Origin of the sequence: Campylobacter sp. RM12651 (assembly GCF_022369475.1) — a bacterium.
Lineage (GTDB): Bacteria > Campylobacterota > Campylobacteria > Campylobacterales > Campylobacteraceae > Campylobacter_E.
Genome location: NZ_CP059600.1, coordinates 1,750,512 through 1,771,451, shown reverse-complemented (window position 1 = coordinate 1,771,451; position 20,940 = coordinate 1,750,512). Strand labels below are relative to the sequence as shown.

The following is a 20,940-nucleotide window of genomic DNA, read 5'->3' as shown; positions in this document are numbered from 1 at the left end:
ATTTATAAATGATAAATTGCAAAAGGAAAAAGATGCGTGACTTTTATGAAATTCTAGGAGTTAGTAAAAATGCTAGTTCTGAAGAAATTAAAAAAGCTTATAGAAAATTGGCATTGAAATATCATCCTGATAGAAATCAAGGCGATAAAGATGCTGAAGAAAAGTTTAAAGAAATCAATGTAGCTTATGAAACCTTAAGTGATGACACTAAAAGAGCTAGATATGATAGATACGGCGAAGCTGGTCTTAATGGTGGTTCAGGTGCTGGTGGCTTTGGATTTGAAGGATTTTCAAATTTTAGTGATATTTTTAGTGATATTTTTGGTGGCTTTGGCGATAGTGATGATGAAGAAATTGATGAAGATTTATTTATTACTCTTGAATTAGGTTTTAAAGAAGCTATTTTTGGTTGTAAAAAGAAAGTTAATTATTCTTATAAAGCAAATTGTATTAAGTGTGATGGAACAGGCTCGGCAAGTAAAACTACAACTACTTGCTCAAGATGTAATGGCAAGGGCAAAATAGCTATTAGAAAAGGCTTTTTCCAAATGGTTAGCACTTGTGATGTGTGTGGCGGTAAAGGTAAAGTAGTAAAAGATAAATGTTCATCTTGTCAAGGTAGTGGAAAAGAAAATAAAAAAGAAGAATTAGAAGTAACTATTCCTGAAGGAGTTGATAACGGAGTAACTTTAAAATGCTCTAATAAAGGAAATGAGATTAACTCTAATGAGCGTTCTGATTTGTATATAAAACTTCGTGTAGCAAGAGATGATAGGTTTGTTAGAAAAGGTGATGATATTTATATAGATGTTCCAATCTTATTTACCCAAGCAGCATTAGGTTCTACCATCATTGTGCCTACTATTAGAGGAGAAGCTAGTATTCAAATTCCATTTGGCTTAAGCGATAAACAACTTGTAAAAATTAGTGGCGAAGGTGTTAAAAACCATCATACAAGAAGAACAGGGGATCAATTTGTCCAACTTAGTATTATGTATCCAAAACATATAAATGCAGAACAAAAAGAATTATTAGAAAAATTAAATGAGAGTTTTGGTATCAAAAATGATGCTAAAGAGCAACAACACGGGATATTTGATACTATTAAATCTTGGTTTAAATAATTTTTATTTTAATTCAAATTCTTTTTTAGAATTTGGATTAAAAATATTTTTATTAAAGTGAGCTTAAAATACTTTCATATGCGTTTTGCAAATCTTCTTCGCTTTTTATATTAAAAACTTTTGCATTAAATTTTTTATTAAAAGTTCTTTGTCTTTTTGCTAGTTGTCTTGTATGAATTGTGATTAAATCTTCTAATTCATCTTTAGATATTTTTTGATTAAAACAATCAATTATTTCTTTAGCTCCAATAGAGTTTAATGCTTTTGTATCGCCATAAATCTTATATAAATTTATAACTTCATCATAAGCATTTAAGCTAAGCATTTGTTTGGTCCTTAGCCTAATTCTTTCGTTTAAAATATCTTTATCCCATAAAATATCGTATATTTTAAGCTCTTTAATAAGTGCTTCTTGAGTATTTGCTTTTAGCCAAAGGCTAGGAATTTCATTTGTGCTTTTATAAATGCTATACCATTTATTTAGCCTATAAGTATCATTTGCTGATATGTTTGAGTTTTTATCAATTTTTAGCATTAGATTATAGATTTCATCAAGGCTTAAATTATGATTAATATCATTAATTTTAGGGCTTAATCCATCAAGCATTGCTTTTAGATAAAATCCACTTCCACCTGTTATAATTAGATTTTTTTCATTATTTTTTGCAAATTCTAAAGCCTTTTTGTATTCATCAAAATAAAGCCCTACATTATAATTTTCATTTACGCTAATTAGATTTATTCCAAAGTATTTAATCTCTTCTAGCATTTGATTATCTGGCTTGGCATTTATAATATTTAATTCTTTATAAAGACATAAACTATCAAGGCTTAAAATTATAGAATTTGAAGCTTTAGCAAGTTTATGAGCTAAGTTTGTTTTGCCACTTGCAGTTGTTCCTATGAGAGCAATTTTTTTCATCTTTATCCTTAAATCTTAATTAAAATATTATAAACTAGATTAAAAACGGAAGAGTTATGAATAAATTAAAAAACATTTTAGAATTAATCGTATTTAAGCATAGTATTTTTGCTTTACCTTTCTTAATTATTTCAATGCTTGCTGCTATAAAATTATATGAATTAAGCCTATCATCAATTTGGCTTAATTTTATCTTAGCTATTTTTTGTGCTGTTTGTGCTAGAAATTACGCAATGGCACTTAATAGATTACTTGATGCTGATATTGATATATTAAACGAAAGGACAAAAAATCGTCCTAGTGTAGATGGTAGAGTAGGGCGTGGGAATTTGCTTTTATTTATAATCGCAAATGCTGTAATTTTCGTGCTTTTAGCGTATTTTATAAATACTACTTGCTTTTATCTTAGCTTTTTTGCCTTAGCTTTACTTGGTTCTTATTCTTTATTTAAGAGATTTTCTTATTTAGCTCATATTATTTTAGGCTTATCTTTAGGATTTGCTTGTGTAGCAGGTGAAATTGTGCTTACAAATTCTATTAGTGCTTATTCTATTGCTTTATGTTTTGCGGTTTGTTTTTGGACTGCTGGGTTTGATTGCTTGTATGCTTTGCAAGATTTAGAATTTGATAAAGCAAATAATTTATTTTCTATACCATCTTGTTTTGGTAAAACGGCTACTTTATTTATAGCTGCGATTTTTCATTTGATTGCATTTTTGTTTTGGTTTGTTTTTTTAGTTAGTGTAAATGCTAGATTTTATGGATTTTTAGGATTGATAATCGTAGGAATTTTATTAATAATAGAGCATTTTATAGTGAGAAAAAATACAGAAAAAATAGAAAGAGCTTTTTTTGATATAAACGCTATTGTTAGCATAGTGTTTTTGATATTTTTTATAATAGATTTAAAGGTTGGCTAATGATTATGTATGAAGCAAGATTTAGGATTGATTATCAAGAATGTGAAGAATTAGAAGATAGATTTTTACAAGAATATAATGCTATTAATTATCATAAATCTTTACAAGATTATAGGCACAGAGCTAGTAAAATGGATATGTATCCTGAAGATAAATTGTTTTTTGAAATGCTTTGTGATATTAAAAAAGATTTATTAGAAATTAAAAATCTTAAAAAAGATGAATTTATAAAATTAGATAATAGCACTTATTCAAATTCAATAAATTATGAATATATTCGTGTTGAAGATAGTTTAAAACCTAATCAAACATATTACGCAAGGCTTGTTTTAGTTGATAGAACTATATCTTGTTTTGTTAGTGCAATTGATGAGCATACTTTTAAAATCACTCAAATTAAAAGATATGATACAGAAGGGCTTAATTTATTTGTAGCTGATATTCAAAGGAATTTAATTAATATTAAAAAGGAAAAAAATGGGGATTGATTTATTAATTTATATTGTATTTATAATTTTTATAGTTTTATTATTTGTTTATGTAAGACTTAGTTTTAGAGATTTAAATGATAAATTAGATGGGGTTTTAAAGGCTATTGATGAGAATTATAAATCTATTCATAGACTTGAAAAAGATGTAGAAAAATTAAAACTAGCAGAGATAAATAACGCTAAACAAAATGATTTTAATGATAATATTATGCAAAATTGTGAGTTTTTAATACATTCAATTATTGATGAAAGAATTAATGAGCTAAATAGTGATTTAGGTATTATTCAAGAAAGTATTCAAGAAGTTACAAAAAACCAAGATAGTAGAATTGCAAATTTAGAACTTGCAAACGAGCCAATCACTAGGCTAAGTCCTAATGAAGACGCTGAAAGAATGCAGATTTTAAAACTTTTTGGAGATGGTAAAAGCGTAGAAGAAATAGCATTACTTCTAAACAAAAGCCCACAAGCAATTAATATTATTTTAAAAAGCTTATAAGGACTAAAAATGTTAATTGATTCGTATGGAAGAAGGATAAATTATTTAAGAATTTCACTTACTCAAAGATGTAATTTCCGTTGTCTTTATTGTATGCCAAAAGTTCCTTTTAATTGGGTTCCTAAAGAAAATTTATTAAGCTATGAAGAATTATTTTTATTTGCAAAATTATGTATGGATAAGGGTGTAGATAAAATCCGTTTAACTGGTGGAGAACCACTTGTAAGAGCTGATTTAGATAAATTCATAAAAATGCTAATTGATTATAAGAGCGATTTGGATTTAGCACTTACAACTAATGGATTTTTATTAAAAGAACAAGCGGCAAAATTAAAAGCAGCAGGACTTGTAAGAATAAATGTATCTCTTGATACTTTAGTGCCACAAAGAGCAAAATTAATCTCTCAAAAAGATATTTTAAAAGAAGTTTTAGAAGGTATAGAAGAAGCCTTAAAAGTAGGGTTAAAAGTAAAGATTAATTGCGTTCCTTTAAAGGGTATTAATGAAGATGAATTAATTGATTTGATTATGTTTTGCAAAGAAAAAAATATTCAAATAAGATTTATTGAATTTATGGAAAACGAACACGCTTATGGGCAATTATGTGGATTAAGAGAAGCTGAAATACTAGATAAAATCAAGCAAAGATTTAGCATAAATGCACTTGAGAAAGAGCCAAATTCTCCTGCTAGTTTATATAAAATTGATGAGTTAGATTATGTGTTTGGTGTGATTAATCCACACAAGCACGATTTTTGTGATAGCTGCAATCGTTTAAGACTTAGTGCGGAAGGATTTTTGATACCTTGCCTTTATTTTGATGAAGCTATGAGTATTAAAAAGGCTTTAAGAAATAAAGATATTAATAAGGCTTTAGAGATTTTAAATACGGTTTTAGAAAACAAACCTGAGAAAAATAAATGGAGCGAAGAAGATAATAAAAGCTCTGCTAGGTCATTTTCACAAACGGGTGGATGATGAAATTAGTTGAAGAATTTTTAAGTATTCAAGGTGAAGGGATATTTGCAGGAAGACTTGCTTATTTTATCCGTTTTGCAGGGTGCAATTTCTCTTGCTATGGATTTGGAGTTGTTAAGAGCAAAAATAATAAAACATTAATTGGTTGCGATACTTTAAGAGCTGTTTATACTAATGAATTTAGTGATGAGTATAAAGAATTTAAAATAGAAAATATAATCAATAAATTAAACTCATTTAGCTATAAACCTATGATAGTAATTACTGGTGGAGAGCCTTTAATTCATCAAGAAAATCCTAAATTTATAGAGCTTTTAGAATATTTGGTAAAAAATGAATATTTAGTGCAGTTTGAGACTAATGCTAGTATTTGTTTAAAAGAATACGATTTTTATAAAAATTGTTATTTTGCAATGGGAGTAAAACTTGCAAATAGCAAAATGCCAAAGGAAAAAAGAATAAATTATGAAGCAATTAATTCAATTTTAAAGCAATCAAAACAAGCATTTTTTAAAATCGTTTTAGATAAAGCGGATTTAGAAGATAATCAAGAATTATTTGAATTAAGAAATGCTTATAAAGACGCTAATTTTTATCTAATGCCAAAGGGTGCTACTAATGATGAATTAAGAGCGAATGCTAAGAGCGTTTTAGAATTTGCTATTAAAAATGGCTTTAATTATACAGATAGGATACATATTAGAATTTATGATGATTTGGAGGGTGTATGAGAATAGGTAAATTATTTGAGTTTGAAAATGCTCATATAGTTAGGTTTTGTAGTTCAAAAAGATGTAAAACTAGCATTCACGGACATTCTTATAAATTAGAATTAATTTTATATGCAAATACTCTTGATAAAGCGGGAATGGTTTATGATTTCGGGCTTTTAAAAGGAAATATTAAGCAAATAATAGATGCGTTTGACCATAGCACTTGTGTTTATAAATACGATGATTTAGAGTATGTAAATGATATTAAAAAGCATTCAGCTAGGTGGGTTGAGCTACCTTGTAATATCAGTGCAGAAAATCTTAGCATAGTGTTTTTTATATTAATTTCTAAGATTTTACAAAATTCAAAAATGCACAATGATGAGAATGTAAGAGTAGATAAAATCAGGCTAAATGAGACTAGAACAGGCTGGGCTGAATGTGAATATGATGATGCTTTTTATAATGATGAGCCTAGAATTAATTTAAATGAAATAACTTTTTCTAAGGCAATTTTAGAAGATTTTAGTGATACAAATTTATTTGAAAAAATTAAAAATAATGAGATTTTTATAAATCCAAAGGAAGTTTAATGAGTATTATTGGCATTCATATGTTTTTTGTGTATTGCTTGGTAGCTTTAGAATTTTCTTATTTGTTTATTTCTCAATGTTGTAAGGATATTAATAAATTTATTTCAAGAATTTCAATTATTAGTCCAATACAAATTATAGCCTTAGTTTTGGTGTTATTAAGTGGTATGTTTATTGAAGCTACTAAGGCATTTTTTAATTTTAAGATTTTTTTATTTTTAAGTTGGATTTTGATTTTTTATCTTAGCATTAGGCAATTTATCATATTTAATAAGATGAAAAAGGCGAAAAAAGAATTTAATTTTAAATTATTCAGTATTGCTTTTGAGATTTTAAAAATATTTTTAATCATATTTGCCGGTGTTACAAATTCTTTATTATTTTAATCGGAGTTTTTAATGAGTGATTTTATAAGTGTGCATTTGTTTTTTGTATATATTTTAATAATTTTAGAACTTTTATATTTTGTTTTTTCACAATATTTAAAGGACATTCATAAATATATTTTTAGAATTAGAGTGCTTTTGCCTGCTTATTATACGATAATTGTTTGTGTTTTTTTTACAGGCATTATTATTGAAGCTATGAAGGGCTTTAATGATTTTAGATTTTTAATGCTATTTGCTGTTATTTTAATTTTAGGAATTTCTATATTTCAATTTATTAAATTTAAAAAATATAGAAAAAGCAAAGAATATTTAAAATTTAAAAAATTAAGTTTATTTTTAGAGCTTATAAAATTATTTGCTATTTTAATTGCAGGATTTAACAATGTTTTATTATTTTAATGATTTAGCAGGTAGTGAAGAAATTGTTTTAGATAGTGAATTAGTATCTCATTTTAAAGCTAGGCGAGAACAAATAGGAAATATAGTAAATATAAGTAGATTAGATGGGTTTTTATACAAATATGAAATAATATTTATGCAAAGAAATAAAATCATTTTAAAAATGCTAGAACAATGTGAATTTAAAGCAAATAAAAGTGGTGTAAAAATTGCACTTGCTATGATAGAAATTGATAGTATTTTTGAAATTGCACCTTATTTAAATGAATTAGGATTAGAAGAATTATTTTTAGTTTATACAGATTTTTCTCAAAAATCTTATAAATTTGATGATAAAAAACTAGCTAAACTTGAAAAGATTTTGCATAATTCAAGCTCACAATGTGCTAGGGCTGATATTTTAAAAATCACAATTTTAAATAATTTAGCCGAACTTAAAAAACTTTATAATGATTTTGTTTTAATTGATTTTAATAAAAATGATTTATGCGAGTTTAATAAAGATTGTTTATATGTAATTGGCCCTGAAGGTGGTTTTAGTGAAAAAGAAAGGAATTTATTTAAAACTCAAGGTCTAAAAATTACAAATATTTTAAAAGCAAAAACGGCTATTATAAGCATAAGTTCAAAAATTTTAATGTAGATTTAATGTAATTTAAGATACAATCACAGCTTTATTTATGCCAAAAAGGAAAATATTATGAAAAAAGACATTCATCCAGATTATAAAAAATGCACTGTAACTTGTGCTTGCGGAAATACTTTTGTAACTAAATCAAATAAAGAAGAATTAAGAGTAGATATATGCTCAAGTTGTCATCCATTTTTCACAGGAAGTGAAAAAATCGTAGATGCTGCAGGTAGAGTTGAGAAGTTTAAGAAAAAATATTCAATGCAATAATGCTTTATTTCGTTCCTACACCAATAGGAAATCTAGGCGATATTTCATATCGTGCTTTAGAAGTCTTACAAGTTTGCGAGTTAATTTTTTGTGAAGATGTGCGAGTTTGTAAGGCTTTACTTAATTTATTAAGTAGTAAATATAATATAGAATTTAACATAAATAATTTCATATCGCTACATTCACACAATGAAAAAGATTTTGATTTTTCTAAAATTGATTTTTCTAAAAATATAGCTTATTTGAGTGATGCAGGTATGCCTTGCATAAGTGATCCTGGAATTTCACTAGTAAAATATGCTCAAGAAAATGATATAAAATATAGTGTTTTGCCTGGTGCAAATGCTGCTATTACTGCACTTGTTGCAAGTGGGTTTTCTGATAAGGAATTTATATTTTTAGGATTTTTAAATATCAAAAAAAATCGTCAAGCTCAAATAGAAAATGCTCTAAATCAAAGCTATCCAACTATTATATATGAAGCTCCTACAAGGATTTTGGATTTAGTATTAGATATTGCAAAAATTGATGAAGATAAAGAATTATTTTTAATTAAAGAAATATCAAAAATGTATGAAAAAACCTATAAAGATACTGCTAAAAATCTAGCAAATATTTTAAAAAATGAGAATTTAAAAGGCGAATGGGTAGTGATTATAAATAATGAAAATTCTATTTCAAATTCTAATATAAATTCTCAAGATATTTTAAATCTTAATATAAGTTTAAAAGATAAAGCGAAATTATTGAGTAAATTAAATGGGCTTAGCCCAAAACAAAATTATGAAAATTTATTAAAGAGTGAAAAATGATAATTTACGGCAAACAAGTGCTAATGCACTATATTACAAAACATCCTGAAAAAATAGAAGAAATATATTTAGCAAAAGATTTAGATAAAGATAGCTTTAGACAAATTACAAAATTAGGCAAAAAAATCCATAAGTTAGATTTTATTAAAGCTCAAGCAATGGCAAAGGGTGGAAATCATCAAGGCTATTTAGCAAAAGTTAGCGAATATGAATTAGCAAATATAAATGAGTTTAAAAAATTTGAAAAAATTGTTTTATTGCACGAATTAAGCGATGTTGGAAATATAGGCTCAATTGCTAGAAGTGCTTATGCTTTAGGGTTTGATGGGATTATTCATTCAGGAAATAATATTAATATAGAAGCAGTTATGCGTTCTAGTGCTGGTGCTTTACTTGAATTAAATTTAGCATTTACTAAGGATATTTTAAGCTTGGTTAATGAATTTAAGCAAGTTGGTTTTAGCTTTTATGCTGCAAATAATTCAGAAAATGCTAAAGAGCATAATAAAATAAAATATGCTACAAAATCGGTTTTAGTTATGGGTAGCGAAGGTAATGGACTTAGTTCTAAGATTATTAAATCTTGTAATGAAGAAGTAAAAATTACTATGAAAAATAATTTTGATAGCCTAAATGTTAGTAATGCTTTTGCTATTTTAGGCGATAGGATGATAAATGAATGAAGTAGATTATTTAAAAAGTTTTTCTGTTAAAGAAATAGCTTTAAAAACTCACTTAGATGAAGCTAGAATTAAAGCAATAATTAATAAAGATTATGAGAATTTAAGTAGTGTTAATATTGCAATGAATATAAAGATTTTAGAGCGTGAATATAATATTGATTTTAGCGAATGGTTAAATGAATATAATGAATATAAAAACAATCATTTTAAGGACAAAAAAAATTCTTTAAAAGTAAAACCTAAAGTAATGGGTTATAACTCTGATAAGGAATCAAATAGTAATTTAGCTTATTTTATATATCTTAGTTTAGCTACTATTATTGTAATAGCTGGGGTTTTTTATTATTTTAATTATTATGATGAAAATTCTCAAGAAGTAGTAGAAAATACCACAACTCAAGAAAAACCAATAGAAGAATTGCAAGTAAATCAGCAAGAAAATTCTACACAAACCAAAACTCAAATAGAACCTATTAAAGAAGTAAAAGAAGAAATAAAACCAGCTACTCCTTTAGTAGAGAAAAAGCCTGAAGAAGTAAAAGAAGATAAAAAGCCTGAAAATTTAGAAGAGAGTAAAATCAATACAAAAGAAGAAACAATTCAAATTCCAGCACAAGTAGAGCTTATTCCTGAAATAAAACCACAAGAGATTAAAACTCAAGAAGTTAAAGTTCAAGAAGTAAAATCTAATGAAATTAAAGAAGAAAAAGCAGAGATTATAGAGCCTAAAGCAGAGATTAAAAAAGATAATAAATTATTATTAAGTCCAAATTCTAAGGTTTGGGTTAGTGTTAAGAATTTAAAAACAAAAGAAACTAAAAATTATATGTTGATAAAAAGCACTAGTTTTACTCAAGACTCTTTAATTTTTGTTGGTAATAACTTATTCACTCTTGAGTTAGATGGTTCTAAGATAGAATTACCTAGCACAAATGATGCTAGATATATTTTATTTAAAGATGGAAAAGTTACTTTTTTAAGTCAAAAAGAATATACAAAATTAGATAAGGCAAAATAATGAAAAAATTAATATGTTTATTTGTATTAGCTAGTTTTTCTTATGCTACTTCTTCTTATGAAATAGCTTCAAAATTAGTAAATGACGATAGCAAAGATGCAAAGCTTAGATTATTATTTCCTAGTGGGTCTTATATGCAAGGAAATATGCCAAATATTAAAGCAATTACTCAAGTTTTAAAAATGAATTCTTTATTAACTTATGCTTATTCAAACGCTACAAATATGCAAATTAAATTTAGTGCAAAGGCAAAAGCAGGGATATTTTTAAAGGCTATTACAAAAGCTTATGAGCAAATAGGAATTAATTATTATTTAGTTAGTGAATATGTAAAAAATAATGATGAAATTAGTGTTGCTTTTACGATTAATTCAAAATTTAGTATAGACCCAGGTGCTTTATACGAAGCTTTAAAAAAGACAGGGGTATATATAATAGATGCTAGAAGAAATCAGAATGAATTTAGTTACGAACTTGATTTTAGTAGAGCAAATATACAAGCTGATTTTGAATTAAATAAAGGCGATTTATTAGAGCTTACTAAACCACTTGATGCGTATTTTATAAAAGTGAATAATATTTCTAAGCTCGTAATTGATAGAAATTTAAATAATATTTGGTATCCAAAGATTGAATTTTTGGATAAGAATTTAAATCTTATTTCAACTTATAAAAGTGAAAATAATTTTAAAGAATTAAATGTAGCAGTTCCTAAAATGTGTGCTTATATGATAGTAGGAGATGCTTTTACGCTAGAAAATATTAGATTAGGATTAAATATAAAGGGAATGTAATGAAAATAGCTTTATTAGGGTATGGAACGGTTGCTAGTGGTGTAGCAAAATTAATCAAAACAAATTCTGAATTAATTCAAAAAAGACTAGGCAAAAAATTAGAAATTTCTTTAGTTTATACAAGAGAGCATAAGGCAAATTGTCCTTATACTCAAACAAGTAATTTTGAAGATATTTTAAATAGCGATTGTGATGTAGTTTGTGAATTAATGGGCGGGACTACATTTGCTTATGAGTGCATTAAAAAAGCTCTTGAAAAAGGAAAACATGTAATAACAGCTAATAAAGCTTTACTTGCTTATTATCGTTATGATATTGAAAATATGCTAAAGCCTAATCAATATTTTGGCTATGAAGCAAGTGTTGCTGGCGGTGTGCCTATTATTAAAATTATCAAAGAAGGTTTAAGTGCGAATAAATTTAATTGTATTAAAGGTATATTAAATGGCACTTCAAATTACATTCTTACAAAAATGCAAAATGAAGGCTTAAGTTATGAAATAGCTTTAAAACAAGCTCAAGAATTAGGCTATGCAGAGGCTGATCCTACATTAGATATTAACGGAATGGACGCAGCACATAAACTAACCATTTTAGCAAGTCTTGCTTATGGAGTTAATATAAAACCTGAAGATATTTTGGTTCAAGGAATTGATAAGATTAGCAATGATGATTTTTATTTTGCTAAAGAATTTGAATTTGGAATTAAACTTTTAGCAATTGCAAAACAAAATAATGATAAGGTAGAAATTAGAGTTCATCCAACATTAATAGATAAAAATCATATCTTAGCTAGTGTAAATAATTCTATGAATGCTATTTTACTTAACGATAATGCTTTAGGAGAGAGTTTGTATTATGGAGCAGGTGCAGGAAGTCTTGAGACTGCTAGTGCTGTTTTAAGCGATTTAATGCAAATAGCTGATAATAAAACTCGTAAAATGCTAGGATATAATGAATTACCAGTGGTATCTTTAGTATCAACTTGCGATATAACTTCTAAATATTATTTAAGATTAAGTGTAGATGATAAGATAGGTGTTTTAAATAAAATTACAAGTTTAATGAGTAATAATGAAATTAGCATAGATAGTCTAATGCAACGCCCATCAAAAAATCAATCAAGGACAATTTTTATTACAACTCATCTTGCAAATGAAGCAAAAATCAATAAATTATTGCAAGAATTACAAGTTCAAGAATTTGTAAAAGATGAAATTAATTTAATAAGAATAGAAGAATAGTAATTCATTTAATAATTTGGAATATTATTTATAAAAGATAATTTTTATCCCATTTTAAAAATGGATAAAAAAGCTTTAGGAAAAGGAAAGGTTATGAAAGAAATTTATTTAGACAATAACGCTACTACTATGATAGACCCAAGCGTTTTTGAATTAATGAAGCCGTATTTAGAAAATATATATGGTAATCCAAATTCACTTCATCGCTATGGTCAAGCTACTCATAAAGCATTAAATGATGCTTTAAATAAATTATATAGCGGATTAGGAGCGAGTGATTTAGATGATGTGATTATTACATCTTGTGCTACTGAAAGCATAAACTGGGTTTTAAAAGGAATTTATTTTGATGAGATTTTAAATAAAGATAAAAACGAAATCATTATAAGTGGAGTTGAACACCCAGCAGTTGGTGCAGCCTGTGCTTTTTTAGAAGCTAGATTAGGTGTTAAGGTTAAAACTTTACCTGTAAATAGTGAAGGCACTTGCAATGTTGATGATTTAAAAGCAATGATAAGCGATAAAACAGCACTTGTGAATGTTATGTGGGCAAATAATGAAACAGGAATGATTTTCCCTATTAAAGAATTAGCTCAAGTTGCACACGAGCATGGAGCTTTATTTCACACTGATGCAACCCAAGCAGTGGGTAAAATAAAAGTTGATTTTAGAAGTGCAGGAGTTGATTTTGCGTCATTTTCAGCACACAAATTCCACGGGCCAAAAGGCGTTGGTGGTCTTTATATAAAACAAGGTTTAAAACTTACTTCATTACTTCACGGCGGAGAGCATATGGGTGGTCGTAGAAGTGGGACATTAAATGTAGCTGGAATAGTTGGAATGGCAGAAGCGTTAAGACTTGCTAATTTAATGCTTGACTACGAAAACTCTCATATAAGAAGATTAAGAGATAAATTAGAAGATGAGATTTTAACAATTCCTGATGTTAGTGTAGTAGGAAGTAGGGCAAATAGAGTTCCTAATACTATTTTAGCAAGTATTAAGGGTGTTGAAGGTGAAGCGATGCTATGGGATTTAAATAAGGCTGGAATTGCAGCAAGTACAGGAAGTGCTTGTGCTTCTGAAACTCTTGAGAGTAATCCTATTATGGAAGCAATAGGAGCTGAAGCTGATTTAGCTCATACGGCTTTAAGATTAAGCCTTAGTCGTTTTAATACAGAAAGTGAAATTGATTACGCAGCAGAACAAATTAAAGCAGCAGCTAAGCGTTTAAGAGCAATTTCTAGCACTTACGCTTATTCTCCAAGCTGGCTTAAAAAGGATAAATAATGGCAAAAAATAATTTAATAAGTGGTTCAATTTGGGATGAATATTCACAAAAAGTTCAAGATTTAATGAATAATCCAATTCATATGGGTGAGCTTACAGAAGAAGACGCAAAAGCTACTAATACAAGATTAATAGTTGCAGATTTTGGAGCTGAGAGTTGCGGCGATGCTGTTAGGCTTTATTGGTTAGTAGATGAAGCTACTAATATTATTAAGGACGCAAAATTTAAAAGCTTTGGCTGTGGGACTGCAATTGCTAGTAGTGATACAATGGCAGGACTTTGTATAGGTAAAAGTGTTGATGAAGCTGTAAAAATTACAAATATAGATGTGGAATTTGCAATGCGTGATAATCCTGATACTCCTGCAGTTCCACCTCAAAAAATGCACTGCAGTGTAATGGCGTATGATGTTATAAAAGCTGCAGCAGCTCAATATAAAGGTATTAACCCTGAAGATTTTGAAGATGAGATTATAGTTTGTGAATGTGCTAGAGTAAGCCTAAAAACTATTAAAGAAGTAATAAAATTAAATGATTTAAAATCAGTTGAGCAAATTACTCAATATACTAAAGCAGGTGGCTTTTGTAAATCTTGTGTAAGACCTGGCGGTCATGAAAAAAGAGAGTATTATTTGGTTGATATATTGGCTGAAACTAGAGCTGAAATGGATAAAGAACGCTTGAAAAAAGCTAATTTAAGTGATAATTTTGATGATTTAACCGTTGTAAAACAAATTAAAGCAGTTGAAGAATTATTAGATACTGAAATTCGCCCAATGCTACATATGGATGGTGGAGATTTAGAAGTAATTGATATTCAAAAAAGTAGCGATGGAATGTGCGATTTATATATTAGATATCTAGGTGCATGTAGTGGCTGTTCTAGTGGAAGCACTGGGACATTATATGCTATTGAAAATATTCTTCAAGAAAATCTTAGTCCAAACATTAGAGTAATTCCAGTGTGATTACAAAATAGGAAATATTTTTATTTCCTATTTTAATTTTTCTTATTACATATCACTCATAATCTTGCTAAAGAATTTAAAATCAAATATTTTAAGAAGTAGATATATTGCATATAAGTAGCAATTTTTTAAAAATTTACTTGATTATAAAATAGATTAAAGCTTTATGTATGGGACTTTAAATAACTTTTAAAAGTATAAAAACTAATATATAAATAACACATATAATTTTTATAAAACTTCATAAAACGCACGAAATTAAATTAGCGTTGAAAGTAATTTAAGGTTTTAACTAAATAAACTTAAAAAAAATATTTTATAAAAACTTTTTATAACTCTAATACAACGAAGTTTTAAATTAATTTTTAAAAATAATCTTAATTAAAACCTATATGCTAAATCTAATATCATATTTAATTATTAAACAAAAAATATTAGATAAACCGAATTTATAAGAAAATAGATTAATTTTGTAATTTATTTTCACTTAATAATCTTGTTAATTCTCCTGCTTTTGCTGGGGTCATTTTTGCTAGTATTGATGATATTTTTTTAGCTTCAAGACTTAAAAATATTTTTATAACTTCTTTTTCATCCATTGTTTCTAAAATAGCCGCTGCTGCTGCATCTTTCATCTTAGCATAGGCATTTGATACTTTATTTATTTTATTTTCTGTAATTTCATTTTTTAATTGCCTAATTTCGGCTAAAATTTTTGCATTATTGTTTCTAATTTCATCTAATTTATCTTGTTCTTTTTTTATCTCTTCTAACATTGCTAAGTTTTTTTCTTCTTTTTCTTTTTGAATAGCTAAAAAGGCAGCCTTATAGCTTTCTAATGCTTGTTTTGCTTCGTCTAATTCTTCTATCTTTCTATCCATTTGTATTTGTTGGCTAGCAAAATAAGCGCTGCAATCTTGTGCGTAAGTAAAAGAGATTAAACTCATAAGAATTAATAATTTTTTCAAGATTTTTCCTTTTTTAACATTGTTATTAAAATACCAATCATAATTAAAGCAAATCCAATTATTTGAACGATTAATAAGCTTGTCCCTAACCATAAATATCCAATAATTGCAGCAGCTAATGGTTCGTTTGATGATATTAGACTAGCTTTACTTGCTCCTATTTCTTGCAAACCAACCATAAAAAAACCAAAAGCCATAGTAGTTCCAACTACAATTACTCCTAACATAGCAAGTATTAATTCTAAATCAATTTGCACTTCAAATTCCCAAATCTTTTGATATAGACAAAAAGCAATTCCTGCAATAAGCATAGCAAAACCTAAATTAGGTAAAGGAGAATAAATCATATTAATTTTTCTAGGAATAATTGCATAGCAAACTGCTCCAATTGATGATAAAAAGCATATAATTAAAGCTTTAGTAGATATTACAAATTTATTAAAATCACCATTAGTTGATAGCAAAAAAGCTCCACATAATACACAAATTAAAGCTAGAATTTCATATATGTTAGGAAATCTTTTTTGTTCAAAACATACGATTAGCACTATAAAAACAGGGGCTGTATATTGAATTACGGTAGCAATTGCAGCATTGCTTAATTCAATTCCGTAAAAGTATGTATATTGACACATAAAAATGCCAAAAAATGAAAATATTAATAATGTAAATAGGTGTTTTGTGTTTTTAAAAATTAAAAAATTAATTTTGATTTTTCTTACTAAACAAAATAAAAGCATTAATATTCCAGCAAATAATAATCTTAATGGCACTAAAAAATCAGCATTTAAGCCTTTTTTTAAGAATATAAATTCTCCACAAACACCACTAAATCCCCAGCAAATTCCACCTAAAAAAACTAAAATTACCCCATAATTTTTACTCATATTAATCCTTTAGGCAATTATAGTTTAAATGCTGTTTTATTTGCTTAATTTTTTAGATTAATTAATTTATTTTACTAAACACTTAAAGTAATTATAAATTAAATAAATAGTATGGATTTTATAATAATAATTATTAGAATTTAAAATAATTTTTCAGTTTATTTTAAAATTAAATAATTAAAATAAAAATATAATTTTAATTTAAGGAGATTAAGATGAAAGTCTTAAAAAAAGTTTCAAGTTCATTGGTTTTAGCTACTATGCTAATGGGGGGGGGTAATTTATTTGCTTTAAGCGAAGGTAATGAATACATTACATTAAGCACTCCTATCCCAAATGCTCAAAATTCAGTTTATGAAGTATGGTCTTATAGATGCACACATTGCTATTCACATCATAAAGCAAAAACTATGGAAAAAATCCAAGCTGCATTCCCTGATGTAAAAGTTGGATATTTATTAGTAAAAACTATGGGAGATTATGGCAAGCAAGCTGCTGAAGTTTTAGCTTATGCACAAAATGAAGATGAAAAAGCAGGAAGAAAAGTTGCTGACGCACATAGCTTACACCATAAAGTAAGTGATGCTTATTTTTCAGCTTATTTTAAGAAAAATCAAAGATGGGGAAATGGTGCTGAGCCAGATAAATTTTATGAAACAGGTCTAAAAGCTTTAGGAATTGATAAAGCAAAATTAGATGAGTTTTTAGCTACTCCTAAGGCTCAAGAAATCATTGCTTCTTATGAAATCGCTGACCCTATTTCAAAGAATTTCGGAACTCCAGGTTTTGTAGTTAATGGAAAATATGAAGTAAATATTTCAAAAATTGGCTCGCCTGAAGCTTTAGTTGAGGTTATTAAAGAATTACTTAGTATGTAAGGAGTTTTGCTATGAAGCTTCTTAATAAATTAACAAGCCTACAAGAAGGTAGGCTTTTATGGATATTAATGGTTATTGTTACACTAGGTCTTACTTGTGTAGCACATTATTTCTTTCAAGATTATTTATATATGCAGCCTTGCGAACAATGCGTATATATTAGATATGCAATGATAGTAATGGCAATAGGTGGCATAATAGCAGCTATTTATCCACATCAACTAACTAGAATTATTGGATATACTTTAGGTTTTTATGGTTGTTTAATAGGTTTTGGATTTTGTATAACTTTAAATGAAATTCACGAAGCAGTGCATAATGCAAATGCTTTTGGTGGAGTGCAAGGTTGTAGAGAAATTCCAATATATCCTTTTGCATTGCCTTTACACGAATTAGCACCAGGTTGGTTTTTACCTACTGGAGAATGTGGTCTTGACAATCCTATCGTGCCTGAAGATGCTTATGCTACTTTAAGTTCTTTTCAACAATTTTTCGTAGGAACTGAAGCGGGCGATTTTGAAGATGGATTTTATTCGCAAGGTTGGTATTTAATACCTAGTTTGCATTTTATGAATATGGCAATTGCATGTTTATTATGCTTTGTATGTTGTTTTGTTGCACTTTTAGCAATGTTTATAGGCTTTATATCAAAACCTTGCAAATGTGCAAAAATTGGTGCTATTATTGTAATAGCTGTTACTTTGATATTATTTTTTGGTGGAAATGCTATTAAAGCAGCAAAAATTGCTTCAATGGCAGCTGGATTTTAAGATAGGAATTTTTTAAAGGAGATTAAAATGAAAAAGGTATTGAGTTTATTTGCAGCAGCTGCAATTCTTTCAACAAGTGCTTATGCTATAGGTGGTGCTAGTGGTGCTAAGACTGATTATCATAAACAAGGCAAAATCGGTGAATTAGTAATGAACCCTTATAAAATCGCTCCCCTTACTGCAGTTATTAAAAATGGTGGTTATAAATTAAGTGATGTTAGTGTTGAAATTGTTCCTAAGGAAAACGGAGTTCCTTTAAAATATAATGTTGCTAATAAATTTTTATTAACTCACGGGGGAATTCCAGTTTTTGGACTATATCCTAATTATTACAATACAGTTAAGGTTAGCTATACAAAAGAAGCAAATGGCAAAAAAGAAAGAGTAGAAAACGAAGTTTATGAAATGTATGCTAGTGCTATTTATGTAGAAGCTAGTGGAATTAAATTCCAAAAAGCTGCATTATTTAGTGAAGCTAAAGTAAATAAAATTGACCCAGAATTTAAAGATAGACTTTATTTTGTAAATAATATTGAAGAAAAAAGTGGAGCAGGAACTAAAGTAGTATGGAATAACCCAACAGGTGGGGCATTAGAATGGAATTACTATCCGCAAAACTTTATTATTGATACAACAGGAGAAGTTAGATGGTATATGTTAGCTACTCCAATTTATGACCTTGATAGCTCAACTATGGCTGGTGTTATGATGGGCTTTAAACAAGATACTGATGGTGCTTTAGTTTGGGGATATGGTCAAAGATATGCAAAATATGACATAATGGGAAGAGAGATTTTCAATCGTCGCTTACCTGCAAACTATATTGACTATTCACACCAACTTGATGTTGCAGCTAATGGAAATTATTTTTTAAGAGTTGCTAGTGCAAATACACTTCGCCCTGATGGTAAAAATGTAAGAACGGTAAGAGATGTTATCGTAGAAATTGATAGAGATGGTAATGTGGTTGATGATTGGAGATTATACGAAATACTTGACCCATATAGAGATATAGCATTAAAAGTTCTTGACCAAGGTGCAGTATGTTTAAATATTGATGCAAATAAAGCAGGTCAAACTTTAAGTGCTGAAGAATTAGCAAAACTTGATAGTAGCGATAAATTTGGAGATATTGTTGGAACTGGAGCAGGTCGCAACTGGGCTCATGTAAATAGCGTTAGTTATGACCCAAGTGATGATAGTATTATCATTTCATCTCGCCATCAAAATGCGGTTGTAAAAATTGGTCGTGATAAAAAAATCAAGTGGATTTTAGGTGCTCACAAAGGTTGGAAAGATGAGTTTAAAAAATACTTATTACAACCTGTAGATAATAAAGGTAAAAAAATTGAGTGTGATGATGAATATAGTAAATGTCCAGGATATGAAAATCCTGAAGGTGGATTTGACTTCACTTGGACTCAACACACAGCTTATAGAATTCATGAATTAAGTAAAAAAGGCGTTACTTATATAACCGTATTTGATAACGGAGATAGTCGTGGTATGGAACAACCTGCGTTTCCAACTGATAAATACTCTCGTGCAGTTGTTTATAAAATAGATGAGAAAAAAATGAGCGTTGAACAAGTTTGGGAATACGGCAAACAAAGAGGTCATGAATGGTATAGCCCTGTAACTTCTCTAGCTCAATATAATGCAGATAAAAACTCAATTTTTGCATATTCGGCTACTGCGGGGGCTAATTTTGATTTAGCAAATGGAGCATTCACTTCAGCACCAAATCCATACATTATGGAATTTAAATATGGCTCAACCACTCCTAGCGTTGAAATCCAATTAAAAGATACAACAGGCTATCAAGCGTGGCCGTTTGATTTAGGCAAAGCACTTAGTAAATAAGTAAAAAAGAACTAGAATTATTTCTAGTTCTTTAAATTCTTAATAAAATGTATAACAATACTTAAGGCTTTTTTGCAATCTTCTTGCTCTCCTAAGCCGCAAGATTTTTTAAAATATTTAAACGCTTTAAATAAATTATTATGTTTTACATACAAAATAGCTATATTTTTACAAGAAATCGCATTATCCATATTACAAGCTTTTAAATGATTTTCAAAACCTAATTTTTCGTTTTTCATCTTATCATTATATAAATATAATTGCCCTAAATTAAAGCAAGAATTTTGGTCATTTAACTTGCAATAATGTTCAAATATTTTAGCGGTTCTATCTAAGTTAGTATTTGTATTTATATATACGAAGGCTAATTGCATACAAGCATCTTTTATGTTTGCTTTACAACCTTTAAATAAATATGGTTCTGCTTTAATATCATCTTTTAAAGTATTAGAATAAAATATACCTAAATTCCCACAAGAAATTCCATCATTGTTATTATACTCACAAGATAATTTATAATAATATTCAGCTTTTTGTAAGCTATCTGGATTGTTTTCTTCATTATAAATAGTTGCTAAATTATTACAAGCTTTATATGATTTTTCATTACAAGAGATTATGTATAGTTCTTTTGCTTTTTCTAAATCACATTCAACGCCTAAACATTTGTGATATTTTAAAGCTTCTTTATAATAATCTTGCGAAAAAGCAATTACGCTAATTAATGCGATTAATAATATTTTTTTCATTTTTTCTCCTTTTTTTTAAGTATCTTATTTTATTATAATTAAATATTATTCAGCAATTTAGTATTATTGATAGTAATTTTTAATTTA

General features: G+C 27.8%; 25 protein-coding genes. 21 read left to right on the top strand and 4 right to left on the bottom strand.

Features of this window, described 5'->3' with window-relative positions:
* The first annotated feature begins 32 nt into the window (after positions 1-32).
* The gene (gene dnaJ, locus AVBRAN_RS08765; RefSeq protein ID WP_214116926.1) at positions 33-1,124 is read left to right on the top strand and encodes a molecular chaperone DnaJ; all 1,092 of its coding nucleotides are present in this window, start codon (positions 33-35) and stop codon (positions 1,122-1,124) included.
* Between the two features lie 52 nt (positions 1,125-1,176).
* Here dnaJ and miaA read toward each other — a convergent pair whose 3' ends face one another.
* On the bottom strand, positions 1,177-2,046 hold the full coding sequence (gene miaA / locus AVBRAN_RS08760; protein WP_214120269.1) for a tRNA (adenosine(37)-N6)-dimethylallyltransferase MiaA: 870 nt from the start codon (positions 2,044-2,046) through the stop codon (positions 1,177-1,179).
* A gap of 56 nt (positions 2,047-2,102) precedes the next feature.
* Here miaA and AVBRAN_RS08755 point away from each other — a divergent pair, with 56 nt between their 5' ends.
* From AVBRAN_RS08755 to AVBRAN_RS08675, 17 genes are all read left to right on the top strand, one after another.
* A complete protein-coding gene (locus AVBRAN_RS08755) occupies positions 2,103-2,966 on the top strand; it encodes a UbiA-like polyprenyltransferase (RefSeq protein WP_239803061.1) in 864 nt (287 codons plus the stop codon).
* Positions 2,966-3,454: a hypothetical protein gene (locus AVBRAN_RS08750; protein WP_214116920.1), complete on the top strand. Its 489-nt coding sequence runs from the start codon at positions 2,966-2,968 to the stop codon at positions 3,452-3,454. The genes AVBRAN_RS08755 and AVBRAN_RS08750 overlap by 1 nt, the downstream gene beginning before the upstream one ends.
* Positions 3,444-3,956 (top strand): helix-turn-helix domain-containing protein, encoded by a 513-nt coding sequence (locus tag AVBRAN_RS08745; protein WP_214116919.1) that lies wholly within the window; start codon positions 3,444-3,446, stop codon positions 3,954-3,956. Before AVBRAN_RS08750 ends, AVBRAN_RS08745 begins: the two co-directional genes overlap by 11 nt.
* Before the next feature lie 9 nt (positions 3,957-3,965).
* Positions 3,966-4,934: a GTP 3',8-cyclase MoaA gene (gene moaA, locus AVBRAN_RS08740; RefSeq protein WP_214149883.1), complete on the top strand. Its 969-nt coding sequence runs from the start codon at positions 3,966-3,968 to the stop codon at positions 4,932-4,934.
* Positions 4,934-5,665, top strand: coding sequence for a 7-carboxy-7-deazaguanine synthase QueE (locus AVBRAN_RS08735; RefSeq protein WP_239803060.1), 732 nt, complete (start codon positions 4,934-4,936; stop codon positions 5,663-5,665). Before moaA ends, AVBRAN_RS08735 begins: the two co-directional genes overlap by 1 nt.
* Positions 5,662-6,240: a 6-carboxytetrahydropterin synthase gene (locus tag AVBRAN_RS08730; RefSeq protein ID WP_239803059.1), complete on the top strand. Its 579-nt coding sequence runs from the start codon at positions 5,662-5,664 to the stop codon at positions 6,238-6,240. Before AVBRAN_RS08735 ends, AVBRAN_RS08730 begins: the two co-directional genes overlap by 4 nt.
* Entirely contained in the window at positions 6,240-6,626 is a 387-nt protein-coding gene (locus AVBRAN_RS08725; RefSeq protein WP_214116910.1) for a hypothetical protein, read from the top strand. Before AVBRAN_RS08730 ends, AVBRAN_RS08725 begins: the two co-directional genes overlap by 1 nt.
* Positions 6,627-6,638: 12 nt before the next feature.
* Entirely contained in the window at positions 6,639-7,028 is a 390-nt protein-coding gene (locus AVBRAN_RS08720; protein ID WP_214116907.1) for a hypothetical protein, read from the top strand.
* Positions 7,012-7,671, top strand: coding sequence for an RsmE family RNA methyltransferase (locus AVBRAN_RS08715; protein ID WP_214116905.1), 660 nt, complete (start codon positions 7,012-7,014; stop codon positions 7,669-7,671). The genes AVBRAN_RS08720 and AVBRAN_RS08715 overlap by 17 nt, the downstream gene beginning before the upstream one ends.
* Positions 7,672-7,728: 57 nt before the next feature.
* On the top strand, positions 7,729-7,929 hold the full coding sequence (rpmE, locus tag AVBRAN_RS08710) for a 50S ribosomal protein L31 (protein WP_214116903.1): 201 nt from the start codon (positions 7,729-7,731) through the stop codon (positions 7,927-7,929).
* The gene (gene rsmI, locus AVBRAN_RS08705; RefSeq protein WP_239803058.1) at positions 7,929-8,741 is read left to right on the top strand and encodes a 16S rRNA (cytidine(1402)-2'-O)-methyltransferase; all 813 of its coding nucleotides are present in this window, start codon (positions 7,929-7,931) and stop codon (positions 8,739-8,741) included. Before rpmE ends, rsmI begins: the two co-directional genes overlap by 1 nt.
* Positions 8,738-9,424: an RNA methyltransferase gene (locus tag AVBRAN_RS08700; RefSeq protein WP_239803057.1), complete on the top strand. Its 687-nt coding sequence runs from the start codon at positions 8,738-8,740 to the stop codon at positions 9,422-9,424. The genes rsmI and AVBRAN_RS08700 overlap by 4 nt, the downstream gene beginning before the upstream one ends.
* Positions 9,417-10,442: a hypothetical protein gene (locus tag AVBRAN_RS08695; RefSeq protein ID WP_239803056.1), complete on the top strand. Its 1,026-nt coding sequence runs from the start codon at positions 9,417-9,419 to the stop codon at positions 10,440-10,442. Before AVBRAN_RS08700 ends, AVBRAN_RS08695 begins: the two co-directional genes overlap by 8 nt.
* Positions 10,442-11,236, top strand: coding sequence for a hypothetical protein (locus tag AVBRAN_RS08690; RefSeq protein ID WP_214116895.1), 795 nt, complete (start codon positions 10,442-10,444; stop codon positions 11,234-11,236). Before AVBRAN_RS08695 ends, AVBRAN_RS08690 begins: the two co-directional genes overlap by 1 nt.
* The gene (locus AVBRAN_RS08685) at positions 11,236-12,480 is read left to right on the top strand and encodes a homoserine dehydrogenase (protein WP_214116893.1); all 1,245 of its coding nucleotides are present in this window, start codon (positions 11,236-11,238) and stop codon (positions 12,478-12,480) included. The genes AVBRAN_RS08690 and AVBRAN_RS08685 overlap by 1 nt, the downstream gene beginning before the upstream one ends.
* Before the next feature lie 93 nt (positions 12,481-12,573).
* The gene (locus AVBRAN_RS08680; protein ID WP_214116891.1) at positions 12,574-13,770 is read left to right on the top strand and encodes a NifS family cysteine desulfurase; all 1,197 of its coding nucleotides are present in this window, start codon (positions 12,574-12,576) and stop codon (positions 13,768-13,770) included.
* On the top strand, positions 13,770-14,738 hold the full coding sequence (locus AVBRAN_RS08675; protein ID WP_214116889.1) for an iron-sulfur cluster assembly scaffold protein: 969 nt from the start codon (positions 13,770-13,772) through the stop codon (positions 14,736-14,738). The genes AVBRAN_RS08680 and AVBRAN_RS08675 overlap by 1 nt, the downstream gene beginning before the upstream one ends.
* 464 nt (positions 14,739-15,202) lie before the next feature.
* Here AVBRAN_RS08675 and AVBRAN_RS08670 read toward each other — a convergent pair whose 3' ends face one another.
* Entirely contained in the window at positions 15,203-15,706 is a 504-nt protein-coding gene (locus tag AVBRAN_RS08670; RefSeq protein WP_214116887.1) for a nucleosidase, read from the bottom strand.
* On the bottom strand, positions 15,703-16,593 hold the full coding sequence (locus tag AVBRAN_RS08665; RefSeq protein ID WP_214149889.1) for an EamA family transporter: 891 nt from the start codon (positions 16,591-16,593) through the stop codon (positions 15,703-15,705). The genes AVBRAN_RS08670 and AVBRAN_RS08665 overlap by 4 nt, the downstream gene beginning before the upstream one ends.
* 215 nt (positions 16,594-16,808) lie before the next feature.
* Here AVBRAN_RS08665 and AVBRAN_RS08660 point away from each other — a divergent pair, with 215 nt between their 5' ends.
* Genes AVBRAN_RS08660 through AVBRAN_RS08650 form a run of 3 tightly spaced genes read left to right on the top strand, consistent with a single transcriptional unit; the run spans position 16,809 to position 20,104 of the window.
* Entirely contained in the window at positions 16,809-17,471 is a 663-nt protein-coding gene (locus tag AVBRAN_RS08660) for a thiol:disulfide interchange protein DsbA/DsbL (protein WP_214116882.1), read from the top strand.
* A gap of 11 nt (positions 17,472-17,482) precedes the next feature.
* Positions 17,483-18,241, top strand: a complete 759-nt coding sequence (dsbI, locus tag AVBRAN_RS08655) for a protein-disulfide oxidoreductase DsbI (RefSeq protein WP_239803055.1) — start codon at positions 17,483-17,485, stop codon at positions 18,239-18,241.
* A 27-nt stretch (positions 18,242-18,268) separates the two neighbouring features.
* The gene (locus AVBRAN_RS08650; protein WP_214116876.1) at positions 18,269-20,104 is read left to right on the top strand and encodes an aryl-sulfate sulfotransferase; all 1,836 of its coding nucleotides are present in this window, start codon (positions 18,269-18,271) and stop codon (positions 20,102-20,104) included.
* Between the two features lie 23 nt (positions 20,105-20,127).
* Here the strand turns inward: AVBRAN_RS08650 and AVBRAN_RS08645 are convergent, their stop codons facing one another.
* The gene (locus AVBRAN_RS08645) at positions 20,128-20,853 is read right to left on the bottom strand and encodes a tetratricopeptide repeat protein (RefSeq protein ID WP_214119797.1); all 726 of its coding nucleotides are present in this window, start codon (positions 20,851-20,853) and stop codon (positions 20,128-20,130) included.
* Positions 20,854-20,940: the final 87 nt, after the last annotated feature.

Coding starts and splice junctions, on each gene's coding strand:
- moaA (WP_214149883.1), top strand. CDS start 3,966: ATGTTAATTGATTCGTATGGAAGAAGGATAAATTATTTAAGAATTTCA.
- AVBRAN_RS08700 (WP_239803057.1), top strand. CDS start 8,738: ATGATAATTTACGGCAAACAAGTGCTAATGCACTATATTACAAAACAT.
- AVBRAN_RS08660 (WP_214116882.1), top strand. CDS start 16,809: ATGAAAGTCTTAAAAAAAGTTTCAAGTTCATTGGTTTTAGCTACTATG.
- AVBRAN_RS08720 (WP_214116907.1), top strand. CDS start 6,639: ATGAGTGATTTTATAAGTGTGCATTTGTTTTTTGTATATATTTTAATA.
- dsbI (WP_239803055.1), top strand. CDS start 17,483: ATGAAGCTTCTTAATAAATTAACAAGCCTACAAGAAGGTAGGCTTTTA.
- AVBRAN_RS08750 (WP_214116920.1), top strand. CDS start 2,966: ATGATTATGTATGAAGCAAGATTTAGGATTGATTATCAAGAATGTGAA.
- miaA (WP_214120269.1), bottom strand. CDS start 2,046: ATGAAAAAAATTGCTCTCATAGGAACAACTGCAAGTGGCAAAACAAAC.
- AVBRAN_RS08715 (WP_214116905.1), top strand. CDS start 7,012: ATGTTTTATTATTTTAATGATTTAGCAGGTAGTGAAGAAATTGTTTTA.
- AVBRAN_RS08675 (WP_214116889.1), top strand. CDS start 13,770: ATGGCAAAAAATAATTTAATAAGTGGTTCAATTTGGGATGAATATTCA.
- dnaJ (WP_214116926.1), top strand. CDS start 33: ATGCGTGACTTTTATGAAATTCTAGGAGTTAGTAAAAATGCTAGTTCT.
- AVBRAN_RS08645 (WP_214119797.1), bottom strand. CDS start 20,853: ATGAAAAAAATATTATTAATCGCATTAATTAGCGTAATTGCTTTTTCG.
- AVBRAN_RS08755 (WP_239803061.1), top strand. CDS start 2,103: ATGAATAAATTAAAAAACATTTTAGAATTAATCGTATTTAAGCATAGT.
- AVBRAN_RS08665 (WP_214149889.1), bottom strand. CDS start 16,593: ATGAGTAAAAATTATGGGGTAATTTTAGTTTTTTTAGGTGGAATTTGC.
- AVBRAN_RS08680 (WP_214116891.1), top strand. CDS start 12,574: ATGAAAGAAATTTATTTAGACAATAACGCTACTACTATGATAGACCCA.
- AVBRAN_RS08695 (WP_239803056.1), top strand. CDS start 9,417: ATGAATGAAGTAGATTATTTAAAAAGTTTTTCTGTTAAAGAAATAGCT.
- AVBRAN_RS08730 (WP_239803059.1), top strand. CDS start 5,662: ATGAGAATAGGTAAATTATTTGAGTTTGAAAATGCTCATATAGTTAGG.
- AVBRAN_RS08690 (WP_214116895.1), top strand. CDS start 10,442: ATGAAAAAATTAATATGTTTATTTGTATTAGCTAGTTTTTCTTATGCT.
- AVBRAN_RS08650 (WP_214116876.1), top strand. CDS start 18,269: ATGAAAAAGGTATTGAGTTTATTTGCAGCAGCTGCAATTCTTTCAACA.
- rsmI (WP_239803058.1), top strand. CDS start 7,929: ATGCTTTATTTCGTTCCTACACCAATAGGAAATCTAGGCGATATTTCA.
- AVBRAN_RS08745 (WP_214116919.1), top strand. CDS start 3,444: ATGGGGATTGATTTATTAATTTATATTGTATTTATAATTTTTATAGTT.
- rpmE (WP_214116903.1), top strand. CDS start 7,729: ATGAAAAAAGACATTCATCCAGATTATAAAAAATGCACTGTAACTTGT.
- AVBRAN_RS08685 (WP_214116893.1), top strand. CDS start 11,236: ATGAAAATAGCTTTATTAGGGTATGGAACGGTTGCTAGTGGTGTAGCA.
- AVBRAN_RS08735 (WP_239803060.1), top strand. CDS start 4,934: ATGAAATTAGTTGAAGAATTTTTAAGTATTCAAGGTGAAGGGATATTT.
- AVBRAN_RS08725 (WP_214116910.1), top strand. CDS start 6,240: ATGAGTATTATTGGCATTCATATGTTTTTTGTGTATTGCTTGGTAGCT.